Here is a 19,095-nt window from a genome sequence, read left to right as displayed (position 1 = left end):
CCGACAACAATATTTTCTACACCGGAATCCTTGAGGTTATTGGCGTGGGCATGCCCCTGAGAACCGTAACCGATAATCGCAACATTTTTCCCGCGAATTAAAGACAGTTCACAATCTTTATCGTAATAAACTTGCATGACTAAATTCCTATTTCCTGCTATCTAAACACTTAATACTTTTTCACCGCGGGCAATTCCAGAAACCCCGGAGCGCACGACTTCCATAATGGTGTGCTCTCCCAATGCCTGTAAAAATGCATCGAGTTTTTGACCTGTGCCGGCAACCTGAACCGTGTACATACTGCTGGTAACATCCACTATCTGCCCACGAAAAATATCTACACTTCGTTTGACCTCATCGCGCTGGGCTCCATTGGCGCGCACCTTTACCAGCAATAATTCCCGCTCAATGTGAGAGCCTTCAGTAAGGTCAACCAGCTTCACCACATCAATTAATTTGTTGAGGTTTTTTGTTATCTGCTCGATCTTGTGATCATCACCTATGGTCACCATGGTGAGACGTGACAAAGTGGCGTCTTCTGTAGGCGCCACAGTCAAGCTCTCAATGTTGTAGCCGCGCTGGGAAAACAATCCCACAACTCGGGATAGTGCTCCCGGCTCGTTCTCCATCAAAACCGAAATAATTCTCCGCATTTCCCTAACCCCTATGTCCGTTCGGTTTTGCTCAGCCACATATCACGCATGGAACCACTCGGCATGACTTGCATCGGGTAGACATGCTCAGAGGGATCGACATAAACATCGATAAACACCGTGCGGTCTTTATGCGCAAAGGCCTCCTGCAGTTTTTCATGCAGGTCTTCTCTTCGCTCAATCTTCACACCCAGGTGGCCATAGGCTTCTGCAAGCTTGACGAAGTCCGGCAGAGACTCTTCGTAGACACTGTTGGAAAGGCGCCCTTCGTACTGCATTTCCTGCCACTGCTTCACCATGCCTAGTGCCTGGTTATTGAGACACAGAATCTTAACCGGCAGATGGTATTGAGTAGCGGTGGACAATTCCTGAATACACATCTGGATACTGCCCTCACCGGTCACACAGACAACTTCTTTATCTGGGTGGGCAATCTTCACCCCCAGGGCAGAAGGCAGACCAAAACCCATGGTGCCGAGCCCGCCGGAGTTAATCCAACGGCGCGGCTTGTCGAAATGGTAATACTGGGCGGCAAACATCTGGTGTTGTCCAACATCAGAGGTCACGAAGGCATCGCCCTCGGTGATATCGTAAACCGCACGAATGACCTCCTGCGGCATGATCAGGGCGCCGTCAGTTTTGTATCGCGGAACGGTATAGAGGCCGTGACGTTCACGCCAGTCGTCTATCTGACGCCACCAGTCAACGATTGCTGACTGGTCCGGCTGTTCCTCACTGGATTTAAAGGCTTCCAGCATATCAGCCAGTACTGACTGCACAGTACCAACGATGGGAATATCGGCGACGATGGTTTTGGAAATAGAAGCCGGGTCCACATCAATATGAATAATCTTGGCTCCCGGACAAAATTTGCTGGGTGTATTGGTAACGCGGTCATCGAAACGCGCTCCCACCGCCAGAATGACATCTGCATGATGCATAGCGGTATTAGCCTCGAAGGTGCCATGCATGCCGAGCATACCGAGAAAACGTTTATCGCTACCGGGAAAAGCGCCGAGTCCCATCAAGGTATTGGTCACGGGATAATTCAAATGGCGAGCCAACTCAGTGAGCAGTTCGGAGCCATCCCCCTGAACCACCCCACCGCCAGCGTAAATTACCGGTCGCCGCGCCGATAGCAACAACGCCACCGCCTTGCGAATTTGTCCACTGTGGCCCTTGCCCGCCGGAGTATAGGAGCGCATGCGCAGCTTATCCGGGTAGCGATAGGGAAAGCGCTCGGCGGGGTTGGTTACATCCTTGGGTACATCAATCACCACAGGGCCAGGGCGGCCAGTCGTGGCTATATAGAAAGCTTTCTTAACGATCTCGGGAATATCCTCGGCGTTCTTCACCAGGAAACTGTGCTTTACGATTGGCCGCGAGCACCCAACCATATCGGTTTCCTGAAAGGCATCTTCACCGATCTTATCGCTGGGCACCTGACCCGAAATCACCACCATAGGAATCGAATCCATATAGGCGGTCGCAATTCCGGTAATCGCATTCGTGGCCCCTGGACCCGAGGTCACAAGTACAACACCCGCCTTGCCTGTTGAGCGGGCATAGCCGTCTGCAGCGTGGGTAGCACCCTGTTCATGCCGCACCAAAATGTGTTTGATGGACTTCTGCCTAAAGATGGCGTCATAGATATGCAGTGCCGAACCGCCCGGGTAGCCAAAAATCAGATCTACCCCTTCATCCTGCAGCGCGCGAACCAACATATCGCCGCCGGAAAGTAATTCCACTTGAGTCTCCTCAATTCACCTAGTTGGTAGGATAGCCATCATCAAAGAACCGCTAACCGAACGAACAACAAGAATGTTGAACGGCAATTGTAAAGGAAAATGATGACAGATATCAGCCTGTTGCGTGTTTACATGCCGATTTTTAGGATGAGAGCATCGCGCGCAGTAAAACACCCAGCCTGAAACCGACACGGCGGTGTCCGAATTGCAGGCTAGCAGGCCTCCAGGGGTAGGGAGAGCCTCTCGGCGGAATTGCGGCGGAGGGGTGGTCCACCTGTGCTAGTGTCCTGGCCGCGGGTGTGCGGAGACGACTACTCGCCGAGGAAACAGTCGATTTTGCCAATCCAACATTGACTGTCAATAGACATGACTGAAAGTGTTAAGAGAGTTACAGGAAAGTCCACCGTTACCGGTACAATATGTCGGGTAAGGAAAGATACAACGATGAGGGGTAATCCGATGCGCATCGCACTCGCAATGCTATTCTCCGGCCTGGCACTGGCCGCTCAAGCCAACGGCATCTACAAGTGGGTGGATGAGAACGGCGTGGTGCACTTTGGGGAGCAGCCACCCAGTAGCACTGAAGTTGAAGTTATAAAGAAGCCGAAGTCGGAGCGCTACAAACAATGGGAAGCGGAACAACAGGCTGCGATAGCTGCAGAAAAAGCCAAACAAGTGGCTGCCAAGCCCACTCCCGAGAGAAAAAATACCACAAAACAAGAAGCCCTGGGCCCCTCAAAAGTGGATGAGCAAGTAGCCCGCGCCCAGGCAGCAGCACGCGCACAACGCTGTGAGTCCTCCCAGAAAAACCTAAAAGCCCTGACTACCCACGCTCGGGTACGTGAAATCGACGAAGAGGGCAATCACCGTATGCTGGGAGAAGATGAACGCCAGGAACGCATTACCAAGGAAAAACAGAGTATTCGCGATAACTGCTAAGCCCTAGCTTTTAAAGCTCTTTATAAGGCGTTTCGTTAAACTGCTCCAGGCTGTAACGCTCGGTGTAATAGCCGGGTTCAAACAGCCTATCTGCCCTGGGCACCGTCACCCGCGCAATACTCAGCTGCTTAACCAGATAGGGGCCATCCTGATCGGCATCGCGGATCATCAGACCGTAAAATTCGAAGGGGATCCAGTGGCGCCCTGGAGAAAGCTCAACCGCATATTGGGTGCTGCCAATGGGCGTCTGCTCATCGTTGTAGAGGGAACCACGGAAGTAAAAACGGCCCTGTTGCAATATTTCCACTTCGGCTTCCACTAGTAAATTACCCTCATTGGTAAGAGAGTCCCGCAAGTTGCCGGTATAGCTGCCCGTATCCTCTGACAGTGTAAATGCCGCTGCATCGCGCAGGCCATCGATATCCGTATCCACGATAATCTTATAAATACCCGTTGGCAGCGACTGCCCTTGGTAAGCTCCCGCCTCTATCTCCGCCTCGTAAACCAAGTCCCCGTTGCCATCTTCAAAGGTCAGTGAACCCAGCACATGTTGGTCATCCAACACCATTAGGGCGGTCAGGTCCGCTGGTACCTTGACACCATCGCTATCGGTCTGAAAGGCGAAGACACGCACGGTATCACCATACAGATAGAACTTCTGATCAGTCCACAGGGTCAAGGTGTCTCCATTGTCACTGTAGGTAGTGCGCTGGTCTGGGGCATGGGTCTGGGAAATCGGATCCTGCGAAGCGCTCTTGATCGCGCGATTTTCCGGTGGATAGCGGTGAAATTTTGCCAGATCAGAGAGCAGTGACTGGTGCAATTCGGTCTTGACCGGCCGCGCCTGGATCTCCTGCCAAACCTGAACAGATTTATCCTCGACCGGCTTCTCTTCAACCAGCGCTACCTCTTGAAGCTCGGCCCTCTGTGGCTGTGGGGCATGGAGCCCCCCAGCTTCCGCCTTGGCAACAACCGCTGTGGATACTTCCCCACCCTCACCAGTGAACCAATAAGCCACGGCTGCGGCGATAAAGACAATGGATCCCAGGATGGCTAAGCGCCCCTTGAGGCGATTGTTGCTGACGGACATGGGCTAGCTCCCGCAAAAATTACTGAGTACAGGCGGCAATTCGGCCGGCGCTGTTTTTACCAACCCCACAATTCAAACCATCGGGAATGCCATCGTAATCCGGAGACAAAATACCGCCATTGCGCTGAGCATCGTGATCGGTATAAATGCTGGCCAGATTGTAGGAACGAGCCGTACCCTTATTGTCGTTGTCACAGGAGAAGGTGGCACTGCCGTAGGCAATACCCATGAAGGTGTCGTACTGCTTGAGGTTTGACCAGAGGCTTCGTTTGCCGGAACCAGAGCAGTTCATCTGGGAGGCGAGATTAATGTAACCATCATCTTCACCATTCAGCAGTGCAGAGGAAACGCTTTCTGCACCGGGAAAGCCCGCGTAGCCGCCAATGGTGTAGACAGGCGCACCCAGATTAGTGCCCACGTAATTACGCACGGTATAAATATCGTTGGTCTGCATATAGCGCACCGCGGCACACTCCCTGCCAAAGAAGAGGTCATTGATCACCTCGTCATACCAAGTGCCATTACAGATACGATCCACGCCCTCGGTACCGGTGATTGCTCCACCAGTGGTGAAGATCGCAGCCACTCCGCTAATCGCACTATCAAAATCCACAGTAACCGCGTTGGCATCACTCAGGCTGGCAACCTGCACTTCCTCAGAAACGGTTTTACAGCTCTTGCTGCCCCACCAAGTTGTCGAGCACTTCTTAACATCCTGTACTTCAGTATCAGTGTCGTACTGATTGTAAGCACGGTTGTAGTAAGGCGATCCTTCAACAGCGTTGCCAGCGATATACATCATCTGCGCAGCGCCCTGGCTGTGGGAAATAATCCAGAAGGTATCATCGGCAGAACACTGGTTTTCGTGTTCGAACCTGTCTCCGGCTCCACTGCGGATCTGAATAATTTGCCGTGCAATTTCACCGGAGGTTTTATCGTGCCAGTAGGGCAGCTCACCCTCATCGGTAGAGTTGTACCCCACTACTCCGTAATTGCCGCCGCTGACTAGCAGCTGGTCGATAAAACTGCTGTTTTTATATTCATCGAAATAGGTTTCGCTCCAATAGTCCAGTGCCGGTTGCACTAAACTCCCATCGCTCGCTGTACTGGTTGTATGCCCCTCGACTCCATGTCCATGGACCAGGATGTAGCAGTTCTCCGCTACCGCCGCAGAAGTGCCTACCATCGCAGCAAAAAAAACAGACAGGCCTGCGCCCAGTCGTTTAGACAGTGTCATGGTGATTGACCTTTATAATTTTATAAGTGGATATTTACTGACCGCAGAGTCTCGAGGTATCCGTTTCGCAACACACTGCAGACCCCTGCAACTTATCTGCTGAGGTGGGTGCCGCAATAGGATTTATGGCGCCACAGGATGATCAAGTGCGCCACATGAGGCGACCGGTTCGTCATAATTCACATTATTGTTTTCTTAGATTGATACGCCTTTGCTATGATCGAATTAACGCCACCCGGACGGCAAAGAGTCATGAGAGACCAGAATAAAAATATGTCCGGCCATGCCGGCGTGCCTAAAATATTTGCACCCTATTTCGTTACAGCTGCTGCGCGGCTGGGTATTCCTATTGGTACTCTAATTGAGCGGCTGCCTTTCGCATTTAGCTGGAATCCCCGCGAGAACGAGCGACTGAGTTACAGCGAGTTCAATGCACTGATTGAAAACCTGGTAGCACTTTCCCCAGTTTCTTCACCGGGACTCAGTTTCAGTCGCTTTCCTATTATCTTGTGGCTGGAAGAAACCATTATCGAGGCGCAACCCTCCCTGCGGCGGCCACGGGAAATACTGCGTCCTGCGGAAATTGTTTTATCGCAAACCCTTGCGCCGCTACTAAGATTCGAAACAAGACAAGAAAAAGAATGTGAAGTCCTCACTCTGCAATGGCGCTTAGAATTATTTAGCGAATCGGTAAACCATTTCTTTGCCGAAATGTTAATGGCCCGAATCGCGGAATTATTGCGTACGCTGAACCCCCAGTTTACTGAGGTATGCGGTGTTAAGTTGCGCAGGCCAAAACCCGAGGATGATTCTATTTATGCCCGTATATTCCAAAGCCCAGTAGAATTTGACTGTGATACCAACGCCATTATTCTTGGCTCTGAAACACTGGATTTTCCTATCCCCAGCTACCACAAGTTACTGCGTAGCCAGAGCCGAAATGTTTTAAAAACTGTTTTACACAATACGCTATCGAGTTACAACTTAGCTGCGAGCCTGCGCTCATGGCTGGAAAAACACATTCTCCGCGAGGAAGTCACCATTAAACAGGCCGCCGCTCACTTTCGCACCAGCGGCCGCACCCTGCAAAGGAGATTGAAAGAACAGGGGGTTACTTTTCAGGAGCTAAAAGACAGTGTCACCCTGGCCCTGACCAAACGTCTACTGCTGTCCTCCAGTGAATCTGTCGAGAGTATCGCAATAAAGCTGCATTTTGCCGAGCGCGCGGTATTTACCCGCTTCTTTAAAAAACACGAAGGGGTTACTCCCAGTGAATTCCGCCGTAGTAACACCACAAGGGGTATCCTCGACGCTTAAAAGTATCATGCACGAGGCCATTAATTGCCCTGCACTTGTGCCCTTATCTTTTCGTAATCCCGCCCCAAATAAAGATACATGGCAGGCACCACAAAAAGGGTAAACAATGTGCCAATCGTCATACCCGAGGCGACGACCAGCCCCATGGCAAAACGGGCCCCACCACCGGGCCCTGAAGCAATCAGCAGTGGCACCATTGCCAGCACCAGTGATGCCGTTGTCATCAATACCGGCCGCAGACGAATAGAAGTGGCCTCCTCTATAGCGATACGCTTATCCACTCCCCCCATTTGTAGTTTATTGGCAAACTCCACAATTAGAATTCCATGCTTGGAGATAACGCCGATTAAAGTCACCAGTCCCACCTGGGTGTAGATATTAAGTGTGGTTAGACCCAGGCTTACAAAGATCATAGCGCCGCACACACTCATCGGGACAGTCACCAGCATAATTAGAGGGTCGCGCCAGGACTCAAACTGAGCCGCCAGCACCAGATAAATTACTATCAGTGCGAAGAAAAATGTTATGACTAATTCAGAACCTTCCGTTTTGAATTGACGGGATTGACCGGAGTAGTCCACAGAATACTCGGCTGGCAGTATTTGCCTCGCCGCATTTTCCAAAACGTCCAACGCTTCACCTAGGGTGACACCCGGGCGCGGCACCCCGGATATCGTAACCGCATTAAGTTGCTGGAAGCGTTTTAATTGTTGTGGCTCAACGATTTGGCGCAGATTAATCAGGGTATTAATAGGAACCAGGTCCCCGTTAATCGCCCGGATATAATATTGCTTCAACTGGGCAGGAGTCAGGCGATCAACTCGCTCGACCTGAGGGATCACCTTATAACTACGATTATCAAGTGAAAAGCGATTAACATAAGCACCGGAAAGCATTGCCCCCAAGTCACGACTGAGGTTCACCATATCCACCCCCATAGTCGCAGCCTTCTCTCGGTCTATTTCAATAACGACCTTAGGCTTATCAATTTTCAGGTCGGAGTCCAGAAAAATAAACTTCCTGCTTTGCAAGGCCTTTGCCATAATCTCACTGGCAACATCGGCGAGATTCTCCACTGGCTCTGTTGCCCCGATAACAAATTCCACCGGCAGTTGACCACCTGCAGTGGGCAAGCTCGGCGGCACAACCACAGCCACTTTAAGACCAGCGATGTTGCGCACATCCTCACTGATTAGTTCCTGCATTTGTGCAGTGTCACGTTTACGCTTTTCCCAGGGCCCTAATACAAAGCCCGCCGTAGCATTATTGACACCACTGCTAAAAGTACCGGCGCCATTGAGCAGGAAAATATTTTCCACCTCAGTATAGAGATCAGCAATATCCACCAACTCCCCTGTATATTGCTCAACATAATCCAGTGTTGCATAAGCATCTGCTGTGGATATAGTGAGGACCAAACCCCGATCTTCTGTAGGCTCCAGCTCCTGCGGTGAAGTAATAAAAAGAAAATAACAGCTCACCAAAACAATCAAGCCGAAAAGTAAAATAACGCTGCGTTCCTCTAATGCGTTGTGCAAGCGCTTTTCAAAACCCTTCTGTAAATTCGCAAAGCGCCGCTCCAACCAGGCCTCCAAGCGTGTCCCCCCACCGTCACGCGGCTTCAGTATCCTAGAGGCCATCATTGGTGAAAGTGTTAGCGCGACCACACCCGATAGCAGCACGGCACCGGCGAGAGAAAACGCAAACTCGATAAATAGAGTTCCGGTAAGACCACCGAGAAAGCCAATAGGAATATACACGGCGATCAACGTGGTAGTCATAGCTACTACTGGCCATGCAAGTTCTCGAGCCCCTACAATGGCAGCTTCGCGTGGCGTGAGCCCCTCTTCAATATGGCGGTGCACATTTTCCAAAACGATAATCGCATCATCCACGACGATGCCAATAGCCAGCACCATACTTAACAGAGTTAGCAAGTTGATGGAAAAGCCCATCAACAGCATCAGAAACATTGCACCCACTAAGGAAAGAGGAAGCGCGATGGCAGGAATCAAAACACTGCGCAAAGACCCCAGAAACAGATAGATGACCACGATAACGATAATCACTGCTTCAACAATGGTACGCACCACTTCAGAAATAGAGTCCTGAATATACTCAGTACTGTCATAGGGAATTTCTCCCCGCATCCCCTCCGGTAGCTGGGGAAAAATTTCACTCTCCAGCTTTTCCCGTACATGTTTGATGACATCCAAGGAGTTTGCATTGGGGGCGACTTCAATAGCAATAAAAGTTGCAGACTGCCCGTTAAATGTCACCGAGCTATCGTAAGTCTCCGCTCCCAACTCAATATCCGCTACATCTCTAAGTCTTACCAATTGATCGCCGCTCGCACGCACCACCAGATTTTGAAAATCCACTTGGCGGGAAATATCCGTGTCTGCACGTATTTCTATTGCTACTCTAGAGCCCTTGGTGGCCCCCGCTGCAGAAAGGATATTGTTATTGCGCAGGGCATTGGCTACGTCTTCAGGTGTCACCTCCAACGCAGCCATTTCTTTAGGCTTCAACCAGGCGCGCATAGCAAAAGTACTGTCTCCAAGCAAACGTGCACGCTGTACCCCGGCTATAGTGGCCAGCTTGGGCTGCACAACCCGAACTAAGTAATCGGTAATTTGATTGTTAGCGAGGATCTCCGAGGAAAAAGAAAGGTACATGGCAGCGGTTGTTTCCCCCTGCTGCATCTCCACACTGGAATCCTCAGACTCTTCGGGCAAGTCGCTGCGCAATTTATTTACCTTTGCAACAATTTGAGTCAGCACCTCGTTGGGGTCGTAATCAAACCGCACATAGGCATTGATGGTCGAGAGCCCCTGTACGCTGGTAGATACCATGTAATCTATGCCATCCGCCGTTGCAATCTCCTGTTCAAGCGGCGTGGTAATAAATCCCTGTACAAGATCGGAGTCTGCTCCCACATAGACAGTAGTGACTGTAATAACTGCATTCTCCAGTTCCGGATACTGACGAATATTTAATTCAGTTATTGAGCGCAAGCCCAGTAGAAAAATAAATAAACTGACTACTGAAGCTAATACCGGTTTACGAATAAATATCTCTGTAAAATTCACCGCAACACCCAGTAGAAATTAACTGTTTTCAGGAGTGGGAGATGGGTCCTCTGGCGGCTTGTTCTCATTGTTGATTACCGCAGCCTCACCATTGCGCAATTTAAGCAAGCCACTGCTGGCCACCTCATCGCCCTGCAGCAATCCTTCTACAATTTCCACCAGATCACCGCGCTCCTCACCGGTTTTAACAAAGCGTTTGTTTACGGTGACACTGTTGTCAGAGGCTTCCGTTTCCAACACAAAGACCGATACGCCATAGGGAGCAAACAACAGGGCCGTTCGGGGGACCACAAGTACTCGGCGGCTGGCTTCAATTTTTACAGAAACCTGGGCAAACATACCTGGGCGCAGGTGCTTCTTGGGATTTTCGAGCGTAGCCTGTATCAGGAAGTTGCGGCTGGCTCTATCTACTCTGGGGTCTACTGCGGTAATTCTCCCCCGGTAGGTTTTACCGGGAAAAGCATCGGTAGTCAGGCTGATAGGCATCCCCTCCTTAACCAGAGAGTATTTCTGCTCTGGCAGGGAAAAGTCGACAAAGATAGGCGTGAGCTGTTGAAGAGTGACTACCGCGTCCCCCGGGCTGACATTCTGCCCAAGATCAATACGGCGTATTCCTAGAACACCATTAAAAGGCGCCAGCACTCTACGCTGATCCACCCTGGCGCGCTGTACCTCGATATTGGCCACCACCTGATCCAAGGTGCTACGTGCACTATCGAGCTCTGCTTCGGTGGTCACACCACGAGCGGTAAGCGTTTTAATTCGTGCATAATTGCGCCTTGCCAAACGCAGCTCAGCATCCAGAACCTGCAGCTGTGCTTTCTCCGGCTCGGCGAATATTTCTACGAGAAGGTCGCCTTTGTGTACATACTGGCCGGACTTGAAGTGGATAGCACTAACCACACCCTCGGCCTCTGTCGTAACCTCAACACCATTGACGGCACGGACTGTACCAACCCCGCTTAAATCCTCTGGCCAATTTTGCACCTGCGCTTTCGCCGAGGTCACTGTAGGAGCCGGCAAACGCATATTGTCCAGAAATTGATTCACCATACGCTGGACAATAAATTTATACGCAAAAATACCGCCAAAAAGTACCAGGCACCCGAGCAGCATTAGCACCATGCGTTTACTGATAATTTACCCCCGATCATTCACAACAATGCCGCGGATCGACAAGACGGAGGTCTGACTCTGGGAGCCACCAACTAAACAGACCACCAGATTTAGTTTATAAAGAAAATCCCGTGCGTATTGTTAGACTCTCATTGGATTAGCCTGAAAAGATATTTGAACGCCATGGAAGGGACGGAAGTGACGATAATGGTGGAAAGATAGGTACCTGCACCCAATTTTGAGCGAGATAAAGAAGGAGGAAGAAAACGAAATATCCTACTCTAAAAGTCGATGAAACAGATGTATAACTAGCTGTTTCATCGACAGAGAAACGAATAATACCGACTAGCGGAATACCGCCCGATCACCCTCGACATCCGCGTGGATAGTGGTGCCGGGAGTAAATTTACCTGCGAGCACATCTTGCGCCAGTGGGTTTTCCAGCCAGATTTGTATCGCCCGTTTCAGTGGCCGCGCGCCATAGACCGGATCAAAGCCCACCTCAGCAAGCTTATTCAACAGGCCCTCGGAAACCTCCAGCTTCAGATCACGCTCGCTCAGACGGCGGCACAATTGTCGCAACTGAATTTCCGCAATGGAGCGCACTTCCGCCTTATCCAGCGGGTGGAATACCACTACCTCATCAATACGGTTAATAAATTCTGGGCGGAAGTGATTGCCCACCACTTCCATCACCGCATTTTTCATCTGTCGATAACGAATTTCGGCATCCAAGTCATCACCACTCTCGGCGCTGGCAAACTTTTGGATCAGGTCCGACCCCAGGTTGGAAGTCATCACTACAACAGTATTGCGAAAGTCCACGGTGCGACCCTGGCCATCGGTCAAGCGACCATCATCCAGCACCTGCAGCAGGATATTGAATACATCCGGATGTGCCTTTTCCACTTCATCGAGCAACACCACTGAGTAGGGTTTACGACGCACCGCCTCAGTCAGATAGCCGCCCTCCTCGTAACCCACATACCCCGGAGGTGCGCCTATCAGGCGGGCCACTGAGTGCTTTTCCATAAATTCCGACATATCGATGCGCACCATGGCATCTTCGGTGTCGAAGAGAAATTGTGCCAGCGCCTTACAGAGCTCAGTTTTACCAACCCCGGTGGGGCCCAGAAATAGGAAAGAGCCGTTGGGGCGATTAGGATCGGCGAGACCCGCGCGGGAGCGCCGCACCGCATTGGCGACAGCTTCCACCGCTTCACCCTGGCCTATAACACGTTTGTGAAGCTCGTCTTCCATACGCAGTAATTTTTCCCGCTCGCCCTCCAGCATTTTGGAAACCGGGATACCTGTCCAGCGAGAAACAACTTCGGCTACTTCTTCATCGGTTACCCGATTGCGCAACAGGCGCGGCTCTTCACTTGCCTCATGGGTTGCAGCAGACTTCAACTGTTGTTCCAGCTGTGGGATAACACCGTACTGCAGCTCCGACATTCGGGTTAAATCACCGGCGCGACGCGCCGATTCCATATCCAACTTGGCCTGTTCCAGTTTCTCTTTCAGGTCGTGGCTACCCGCAAGCTGGGATTTCTCCGCTTTCCAAACTTCCTCGAGATCGGAGTATTCCTTTTCCAACTGGTGAATTTCCTCCTCCAACTTGGCTAACCGCTTTTGTGTGGCCTCGTCATCTTTATCTTTTTTGACTGCCTCGCGTTCGATTTTAAGTTGGATTAAACGGCGTTCCAGTTTATCCATCGATTCCGGCTTGGAATCTATTTCCATGCGGATACGACTGGCCGCTTCATCGATCAGGTCGATCGCTTTGTCCGGCAGCTGACGATCGGTAATATAACGCTGGGACAATTTGGTGGCAGCAATGATGGCCGAGTCGGTGATATCCACGCCGTGGTGCACTTCGTAGCGTTCTTTTAATCCCCGCAATATGGCAATGGTATCTTCCTCGGTGGGCTCATCCACCAGTACCTTTTGGAAGCGACGTTCAAGGGCCGCATCTTTCTCGATGTACTGGCGATATTCATCCAGGGTTGTGGCGCCAACACAGTGCAACTCACCGCGCGCTAGAGCCGGTTTAAGCATATTACCGGCATCCATAGCGCCCTCGGCTTTGCCCGCCCCCACCATGGTATGCAGCTCATCAATAAACAGAATGATCCGCCCTTCCTGCTTGGAGAGCTCATTGAGAACAGCTTTTAAGCGCTCTTCAAATTCTCCACGGAACTTGGCGCCGGCTAGCAGAGCGCCCAAGTCCAATGACAACAGACGCTTGTCTTTGAGGCCCTCGGGAACCTCACCGTTCACAATTCTCTGAGCGAGCCCCTCGACAATCGCGGTTTTTCCCACACCGGGTTCACCGATCAGTACCGGGTTGTTTTTAGTGCGGCGCTGCAATACCTGTATCGTACGACGAATTTCATCGTCACGACCAATCACTGGATCCAGCTTGCCGGCTATCGCGCGTTCGGTCAGATCCAAGGTGTACTTATCCAATGCCTGACGTGCCTCTTCCGCATTGGGATCGTCAATTTTTTCATCACCACGCACTTTTTGTATCGCTGCCTCTAATTGTTTTAAGTCGCCATTGGCATTGAGTATTTTGGCAATTTCCCCTGCAGCAGAATCAAACGCAGCGAGTAAAACTGTCTCACTGGAAATAAAACTATCACCATTTTTTTGCGCTTTTTTATCCGTGAGGTTCATCAGGCGCATCAGCTCCTGCGACATACCCACGTCCCCAGTGGGGGAACTGATAGTTGGCAGGTTATCCAGCCTTTTAGCCAGATCATTGCGCAGACCATTTAGATTAAATCCGGCCTGCGACAAAAATGCAGGCACGCTGCCGTTATTTTGGTTGAGCAGCGCAAGCAACAGGTGCTCTGGATAAATTTGGTTGTGATCTCTGCCAACGGCCAGAGATTGTGCATCGGCAAAAGCTGCCTGCAGCGGGTTTGTCATTCTGTCTATACGCATGAATGCAACCTCTCCTACTCGGGGATTTTTGTAGTACTGGGTCGATAGCAGCCAAGCGGCGCCACGCTTCAGTGTAGTGTTGGGAAATAAAATAGGGGCGGGAGGAAGGTTTTCAATGATTTAAATCAATTGGTGGGAATTCCTAACGTAAATCACTAATGCGCAAAATAATTTTTTCTTAAATCTAGTTTTAAATCCACACCTGAAGCTTGATTTTTGCGCTTAAGACCCCAATAGAAGTCAAAGGAAAAAGTGGTTCACTCTGCCATAGCCTTACCTCAACTCAGGCAAAGGAAGCGAAAGCGAAGTAAGACATAGAAAGCACAGCAAAAATCACTCGCCTTTCTTTACTGTGTTCTCAGCTTTCATCATCCGCCAACCAGATTAATGAAGCCATTCGTCCGGTAGTTCTTTCCCTGCGGTAAGAAAAAAAACGTTCGGCTTCATTCACTGTACAATATTCTCCCCCGTAAATATTTTCTACGCCAAGTTCAGCCAATTCAGCTCGCGCCAGAGCATAGATATCAGCAAGAAAGTGCAAGGGTTTCTTACTGTGGGGACGGAAACACTGAGCAATCGCCTCGGTATGCATGCCACTTTGCGCATGCTCGAAAAAGGCTTCTAAAACATCGACGCCCGTTTCAAAAGCTTCGGGGCCAATCGCAGGCCCCAGCCAGACTAGTAATTCTTTTGGGTCGCAATCAAGCGCAGTAACCGTGTTACGCAAAATGCCCTCGGCCAAACCGCGCCACCCCCCATGTGCTGCAGCTACCCTGGTGCCCGTCTTGTCGCAGATAAGCACCGGCAGACAGTCGGCTGTGAGGACCGCGCAAGCAGCGCCACCGCCAAGGTTAAAGCTGGCATCAGCGGTACGCACAAGCCCATCGCTCTGTGCCTCAATGACCTTGTCACTATGAATCTGCTCCAGCCACTGAGGCACCGCCGGCAGCTTCAATTCCTCCGACAACTGCTGCCGGTTGGCCATTACTGCAGGTTCCTCATCCCCCACATGGGCGCCAAGATTGAAGCTGCTAAAAACTCCGGTGCTAGCACCGCCATTGCGCAAGGTAGTGACGGCACGCACCCTGGCTGGCGCCGGCCAAGAGGGGGTCAGGTAATGATCGAGGGACATAGTTTTTCTGCTTTATATCGATGTTGCGGAGCGGGCCGTGACTGCACACTCCACCTCAAGTGAAGATATAGTCACAGATTTCACTCACTCCGATCCCTATTGAGGAGCTCGAGCAACTGAAGCATATCCGTTGGCATAGGAGCACACCAGTGCATATTTTCCCCGGTGCGCGGGTGAACCAGGGCCAACTCTGCAGCGTGTAGGGCCTGACGGGGAAACCCCTGTAGTGCCTCAACCAGCTCCCTGTTAGCCTCGGCGGGCAATTTAGGCCTCCCACCATATAGCGGGTCGCCGACCAATGCATGACGAATATGGGCCATATGCACTCGAATCTGGTGGGTACGCCCGGTTTCCAGCTTGCAGCGCAACAGGGTGTGGGCACGGAAACGCTGATGCACTTGATAATGCGTGATGGCTTCTTTACCACCAAAATCGAGTACCGCCATTTTCAGTCGATTCTGGCGATGGCGACCGATAGGCGCGTCAACGCGACCGGGGCCGGTGATATAGCCTTGTACTAAAGCGTCATACTGCCGACTGACCGTCCGCTGCTTCAATTGGTCTACAAGGTGTACCTGTGCCGGTAAAGTCTTGGCGACAACCATCAGGCCACTGGTGTCTTTGTCTAAACGGTGCACAATGCCAGCACGGGGAATCACCTCCTGATTTGGGCAGTGGTGTAGCAAGCCGTTTAGCAAAGTGCCATCAGGATTACCCGCAGCCGGGTGAACCACTAGACCTGCAGGCTTATTGATCACAATGAGACTATCGTCTTCATAGACAATATTCAGGTCCAGGGCCTGGGCGCTCCAGCTTCCCTGAGCCTCCAATTCCGCGCGTAGACTGAGCTGCTCACCGCCAAATAGCTTATCCTTAGGCTTGGCAACAGCACCATTCAAGGTGAGCTGGCCGCCTTTGATCCAGGATTGCAGGCGAGCACGGGAGTAATCGGGAATTAATTCGGCTGCTGCCTGGTCTAATCTTCGACCAGCCATACTGGCCGGAACTTCAATATTGAGTTTTAGGTGGTCATTCATCAAACAATTGCAAATACTTTGGGCAGCTCCGGGACTGTGTTTAAATGTCTGGAGCGCCAGATTAATCTTGGCGGATAGTTTAATAAGGTAGAGTGTGAGAATGATAGAGCGAGGGGCTATGCAAGCCTGGAAAATGCTGTCGCTGGCCTTGGTGTCGGTATTATTGGTTGCCTGTGCCAACACCGATGACTCAGAAGAGGGCCTGCCCACTGGCAACCGCACAGAACAAGCCTTCTACGAGGCTGCCCAGCGGCAACTTCGCACCAGCCAGTGGGATCTGGCGATCAAGAACCTGCGCGCCCTGGAAGACAACTTCCCCTTCGGTAACTATGCAGAGCAGGCCCAGCTGGAGCTGATCTACGCCTATTACCGCAACTATGAAAACGATGCTGCCATCGCCGCAGCGGACCGTTTTATCCGGCTGCATCCGCAACACCGCAATGTCGATTACGCCTATTACATGAAGGGACTATCCTCCTTCACCGAGGGCGCCGGCCTGTTTGAGCGCTTTATGCCTACCGACCTCACCAACCGAGATCCAGGTGCTGCACGCGAATCCTTCGCCTACTTCTCTCAGTTGATGGCCCGCTATCCGGAAAGCCGCTACGCCGCAGATGCGCAGAAACGCATGATTCACCTGCGCAACCTGCTGGCTCGCTATGAGATCCATGTGGCCAACTACTACTTCAAGCGCGGCGCCTACCTCGCCGCTGCTAACCGTGGCCGCTATGTTGTGGAAAACTTCCAGCAGACTCCGGCCGTACCCGATGCACTCGCAGTGATGGTACAGGGCTACCATCTGATGGAGATGCCGGAGCTGGAAGCCAACGCCCTGAGCGTGCTGCGCAACAACTATCCCAAGCATCCAGCGTTCAATGAAGATGGCACTTTCAACTATGACTTCTTCAAAGGCGCCAGCGGCCGCAGCCTGGTACACCGTGTTACCCTCGGGTTGTTTGAAAAGTCTGATCCCGAAGGTTTCGATAGCCGCGAACTGTATAACCCCGAGTACAACCGCGATGAAGCCCCTCTCCCTCCGGAGCTGATGTAATACCCCTTGCTAAACATAAAACAGCGCCTTTCGGCGCCGTTTTATGTTCTAGTCCAGCTTACTCGCCGGCCTTCCAACCATTGGTTATCGGGTAGCGCCGATCTCGGCCAAAACCCCGCTCTGAAATCCGCACACCCACGGCAGCCTGGCGACGCTTGTACTCATTGCGTGATACCAGGCGCACCACACGCTCCACAATGCTGCGCTCAAATCCCTGCTTAACAATTTGCTCGGCACTGAAGTCTCTGTCGACGTAGAGATTCAGAATCTCATCCAACACTTCGTAGGGAGGCAGACTGTCGGTATCCGCCTGATCTGGGGCCAACTCAGCACTTGGCGGTCGTGTGATAACAGTTTCAGGAATGACTTCCGAGACCGTATTTCGATAGCGCGCCAACTCAAACACCAGTACCTTGGGCACATCTTTTAGCGCGTTGAAGCCCCCAACCATATCTCCGTAAAGAGTCGCATAACCGACTGCCATTTCACTCTTATTACCGGTGGTCAGTACCATGGCCCCCTTCTTATTGGAGATCGCCATAAGCAATACTCCGCGAGCCCGCGCCTGCAGGTTTTCCTCGGTGGTATCTCTCGCACTACCAGCAAATTCTTCCGCCAATGCCCCCATGAAGGCATCGAAAATGGGCTCGATTCCAATTTCCCGATAATTCACGCCAAGGCGCTGCGCCTGATCGGCGGCATCAGTCTTACTCAGATCTGAAGTGTAATGGAATGGCATCATCACTGCTTCCACCCGATCTTTGCCCAATGCATCCACGGCAATCGCCAGGGTCAAAGCCGAGTCAATGCCACCTGAGAGTCCCAGTACCACACCGTTAAAACCATTTTTATTAACATAATCGCGTACTCCCAGTACCAGCGCCTGATAAACCGATGCCAGATCCCCCATAAGAGGCGCCACCTCACCGGGTAATAGGGTTACTCTTCCACTCTGCTGGGAAACCGATACGGGCAGTAACTGCTCGGCAAATTCTTCTGCCCTGGCGCAGATCTGTCCATCGGCATCCACAGCCATTGAACCCCCATCGAAGACCAGCTCATCCTGACCACCACACCAATTCACATACACAATTGGTGTTTCCGCTACACGTGCCTGAGTGGATATCAACTCCTGTCGCTGAAGAGATTTACCGCGATGAAAGGGAGAGGCATTGATATTCAGAATCAATTTGGCCCCTGCCTCTACGGTCTGCTGTATGGGTTCCCGATGCCAGATATCCTCGCAAATGCTAAAGCCTACCGAAATACCCTTGATATCCACGACACAAGGTTGATCACCTTTGGTGAAATAACGCTTCTCATCGAATACTTGATAGTTTGGCAATTTTTGCTTGGCATACTCCGCCACCAACTCTCCGTTGGCAATCAGGCCCGCCATATTAAATAGCTTGCCGTTTAGATGACGGGGATAGCCGATCAGAATTGCACAGGGCAGTTGAACAGCTTTCAATGCTTCCAGTGCAGCCTCAACTCGAGTTTGCATACTGGGACGCAGCAGTAAATCCTCTGGAGAATAGCCACACAAAGTCAACTCGGGAAAAAGGACCAGATCGGCACCCAATTCTCGGTGAGCCCTGTTAGCCACCTCAATTACTCGAGCGGTGTTACCTGGGATATCTCCTACGAGAGAATTGATTTGTGCCAGCACTAGCTGCAAAGTAGACATGGTTAAACCTCGGACAAGACAGGCCGCCATTGTAACCCCTGTGGGCT

The 19,095-nt window shown here is 51.5% G+C and carries 14 protein-coding genes (1 of these 14 cut by a window edge); 3 read left to right on the top strand and 11 right to left on the bottom strand.

All coding sequences use genetic code 11. The annotated features are described in order from the left end of the window. The 3 genes in view from ilvC to ACJJIO_RS12805 are tightly spaced (at most 24 nt apart) and all read right to left on the bottom strand, a layout consistent with a single transcriptional unit that may run on beyond the window. Window positions 1-137, bottom strand: the 5' end (the start) of a protein-coding gene (ilvC, locus tag ACJJIO_RS12815) for a ketol-acid reductoisomerase (protein ID WP_444891386.1). The gene continues 889 nt to the left of window position 1, outside the view; 137 of the gene's 1,026 nt are visible here — the first part of the coding sequence; its start codon is at window positions 135-137; its stop codon lies off the left edge, out of view. Window positions 138-161: 24 nt separating this feature from the next. Further along, window positions 162-653, bottom strand: coding sequence for an acetolactate synthase small subunit (ilvN, locus tag ACJJIO_RS12810; protein WP_252084471.1), 492 nt, complete (start codon window positions 651-653; stop codon window positions 162-164). Between the two features lie 11 nt (window positions 654-664). Continuing rightward, complete coding sequence (locus ACJJIO_RS12805) at window positions 665-2,401, bottom strand: acetolactate synthase 3 large subunit (protein WP_444883732.1); 1,737 nt, start codon at window positions 2,399-2,401, stop codon at window positions 665-667. 459 nt (window positions 2,402-2,860) lie between these two features. Between ACJJIO_RS12805 and ACJJIO_RS12800 the strand changes: the two genes are divergently transcribed. Then, on the top strand, window positions 2,861-3,340 hold the full coding sequence (locus tag ACJJIO_RS12800) for a DUF4124 domain-containing protein (RefSeq protein WP_444908680.1): 480 nt from the start codon (window positions 2,861-2,863) through the stop codon (window positions 3,338-3,340). A 10-nt stretch (window positions 3,341-3,350) separates the two neighbouring features. On the opposite strand, the gene ACJJIO_RS12795 is transcribed toward ACJJIO_RS12800, so the two are convergent. After that, window positions 3,351-4,430, bottom strand: a complete 1,080-nt coding sequence (locus ACJJIO_RS12795) for a DUF4785 family immunoglobulin-like domain-containing protein (protein ID WP_444908679.1) — start codon at window positions 4,428-4,430, stop codon at window positions 3,351-3,353. Window positions 4,431-4,449: 19 nt separating this feature from the next. Next, complete coding sequence (locus tag ACJJIO_RS12790; RefSeq protein ID WP_444903786.1) at window positions 4,450-5,667, bottom strand: hypothetical protein; 1,218 nt, start codon at window positions 5,665-5,667, stop codon at window positions 4,450-4,452. Window positions 5,668-5,919: 252 nt separating this feature from the next. On the opposite strand from ACJJIO_RS12790, the gene ACJJIO_RS12785 reads away from it, so the two are divergent. Beyond that, window positions 5,920-6,984: an AraC family transcriptional regulator gene (locus ACJJIO_RS12785; RefSeq protein WP_444908678.1), complete on the top strand. Its 1,065-nt coding sequence runs from the start codon at window positions 5,920-5,922 to the stop codon at window positions 6,982-6,984. A 20-nt stretch (window positions 6,985-7,004) separates the two neighbouring features. Here ACJJIO_RS12785 and ACJJIO_RS12780 read toward each other — a convergent pair whose 3' ends face one another. The 5 genes from ACJJIO_RS12780 to rluD form a co-directional block, all read right to left on the bottom strand. Then, window positions 7,005-10,076: an efflux RND transporter permease subunit gene (locus tag ACJJIO_RS12780; RefSeq protein WP_444908677.1), complete on the bottom strand. Its 3,072-nt coding sequence runs from the start codon at window positions 10,074-10,076 to the stop codon at window positions 7,005-7,007. 18 nt (window positions 10,077-10,094) lie between these two features. Next, window positions 10,095-11,192 carry an efflux RND transporter periplasmic adaptor subunit gene (locus ACJJIO_RS12775; protein WP_444908676.1) on the bottom strand — a complete coding sequence of 366 codons (1,098 nt, stop codon included), beginning with the start codon at window positions 11,190-11,192 and terminating at the stop codon, window positions 10,095-10,097. Window positions 11,193-11,537: 345 nt separating this feature from the next. Beyond that, a complete protein-coding gene (gene clpB / locus ACJJIO_RS12770) occupies window positions 11,538-14,141 on the bottom strand; it encodes an ATP-dependent chaperone ClpB (protein ID WP_252084463.1) in 2,604 nt (867 codons plus the stop codon). A gap of 358 nt (window positions 14,142-14,499) precedes the next feature. Beyond that, on the bottom strand, window positions 14,500-15,273 hold the full coding sequence (gene pgeF / locus ACJJIO_RS12765; RefSeq protein ID WP_444908675.1) for a peptidoglycan editing factor PgeF: 774 nt from the start codon (window positions 15,271-15,273) through the stop codon (window positions 14,500-14,502). An 80-nt stretch (window positions 15,274-15,353) separates the two neighbouring features. After that, window positions 15,354-16,310 (bottom strand): 23S rRNA pseudouridine(1911/1915/1917) synthase RluD, encoded by a 957-nt coding sequence (gene rluD, locus ACJJIO_RS12760; protein ID WP_444908674.1) that lies wholly within the window; start codon window positions 16,308-16,310, stop codon window positions 15,354-15,356. A 118-nt stretch (window positions 16,311-16,428) separates the two neighbouring features. Between rluD and ACJJIO_RS12755 the strand changes: the two genes are divergently transcribed. Beyond that, on the top strand, window positions 16,429-17,361 hold the full coding sequence (locus ACJJIO_RS12755; RefSeq protein WP_444908673.1) for an outer membrane protein assembly factor BamD: 933 nt from the start codon (window positions 16,429-16,431) through the stop codon (window positions 17,359-17,361). 58 nt (window positions 17,362-17,419) lie between these two features. On the opposite strand, the gene ACJJIO_RS12750 is transcribed toward ACJJIO_RS12755, so the two are convergent. Further along, a complete protein-coding gene (locus tag ACJJIO_RS12750; protein ID WP_444883720.1) occupies window positions 17,420-19,048 on the bottom strand; it encodes an NAD+ synthase in 1,629 nt (542 codons plus the stop codon). Window positions 19,049-19,095: the final 47 nt, after the last annotated feature.

The organism is Microbulbifer mixtoriginis (SeqCode), assembly GCF_052467235.1.
Note: the sequence above shows the minus strand (reverse complement) of the source record. Positions and strands in the feature narration are given on the sequence as shown.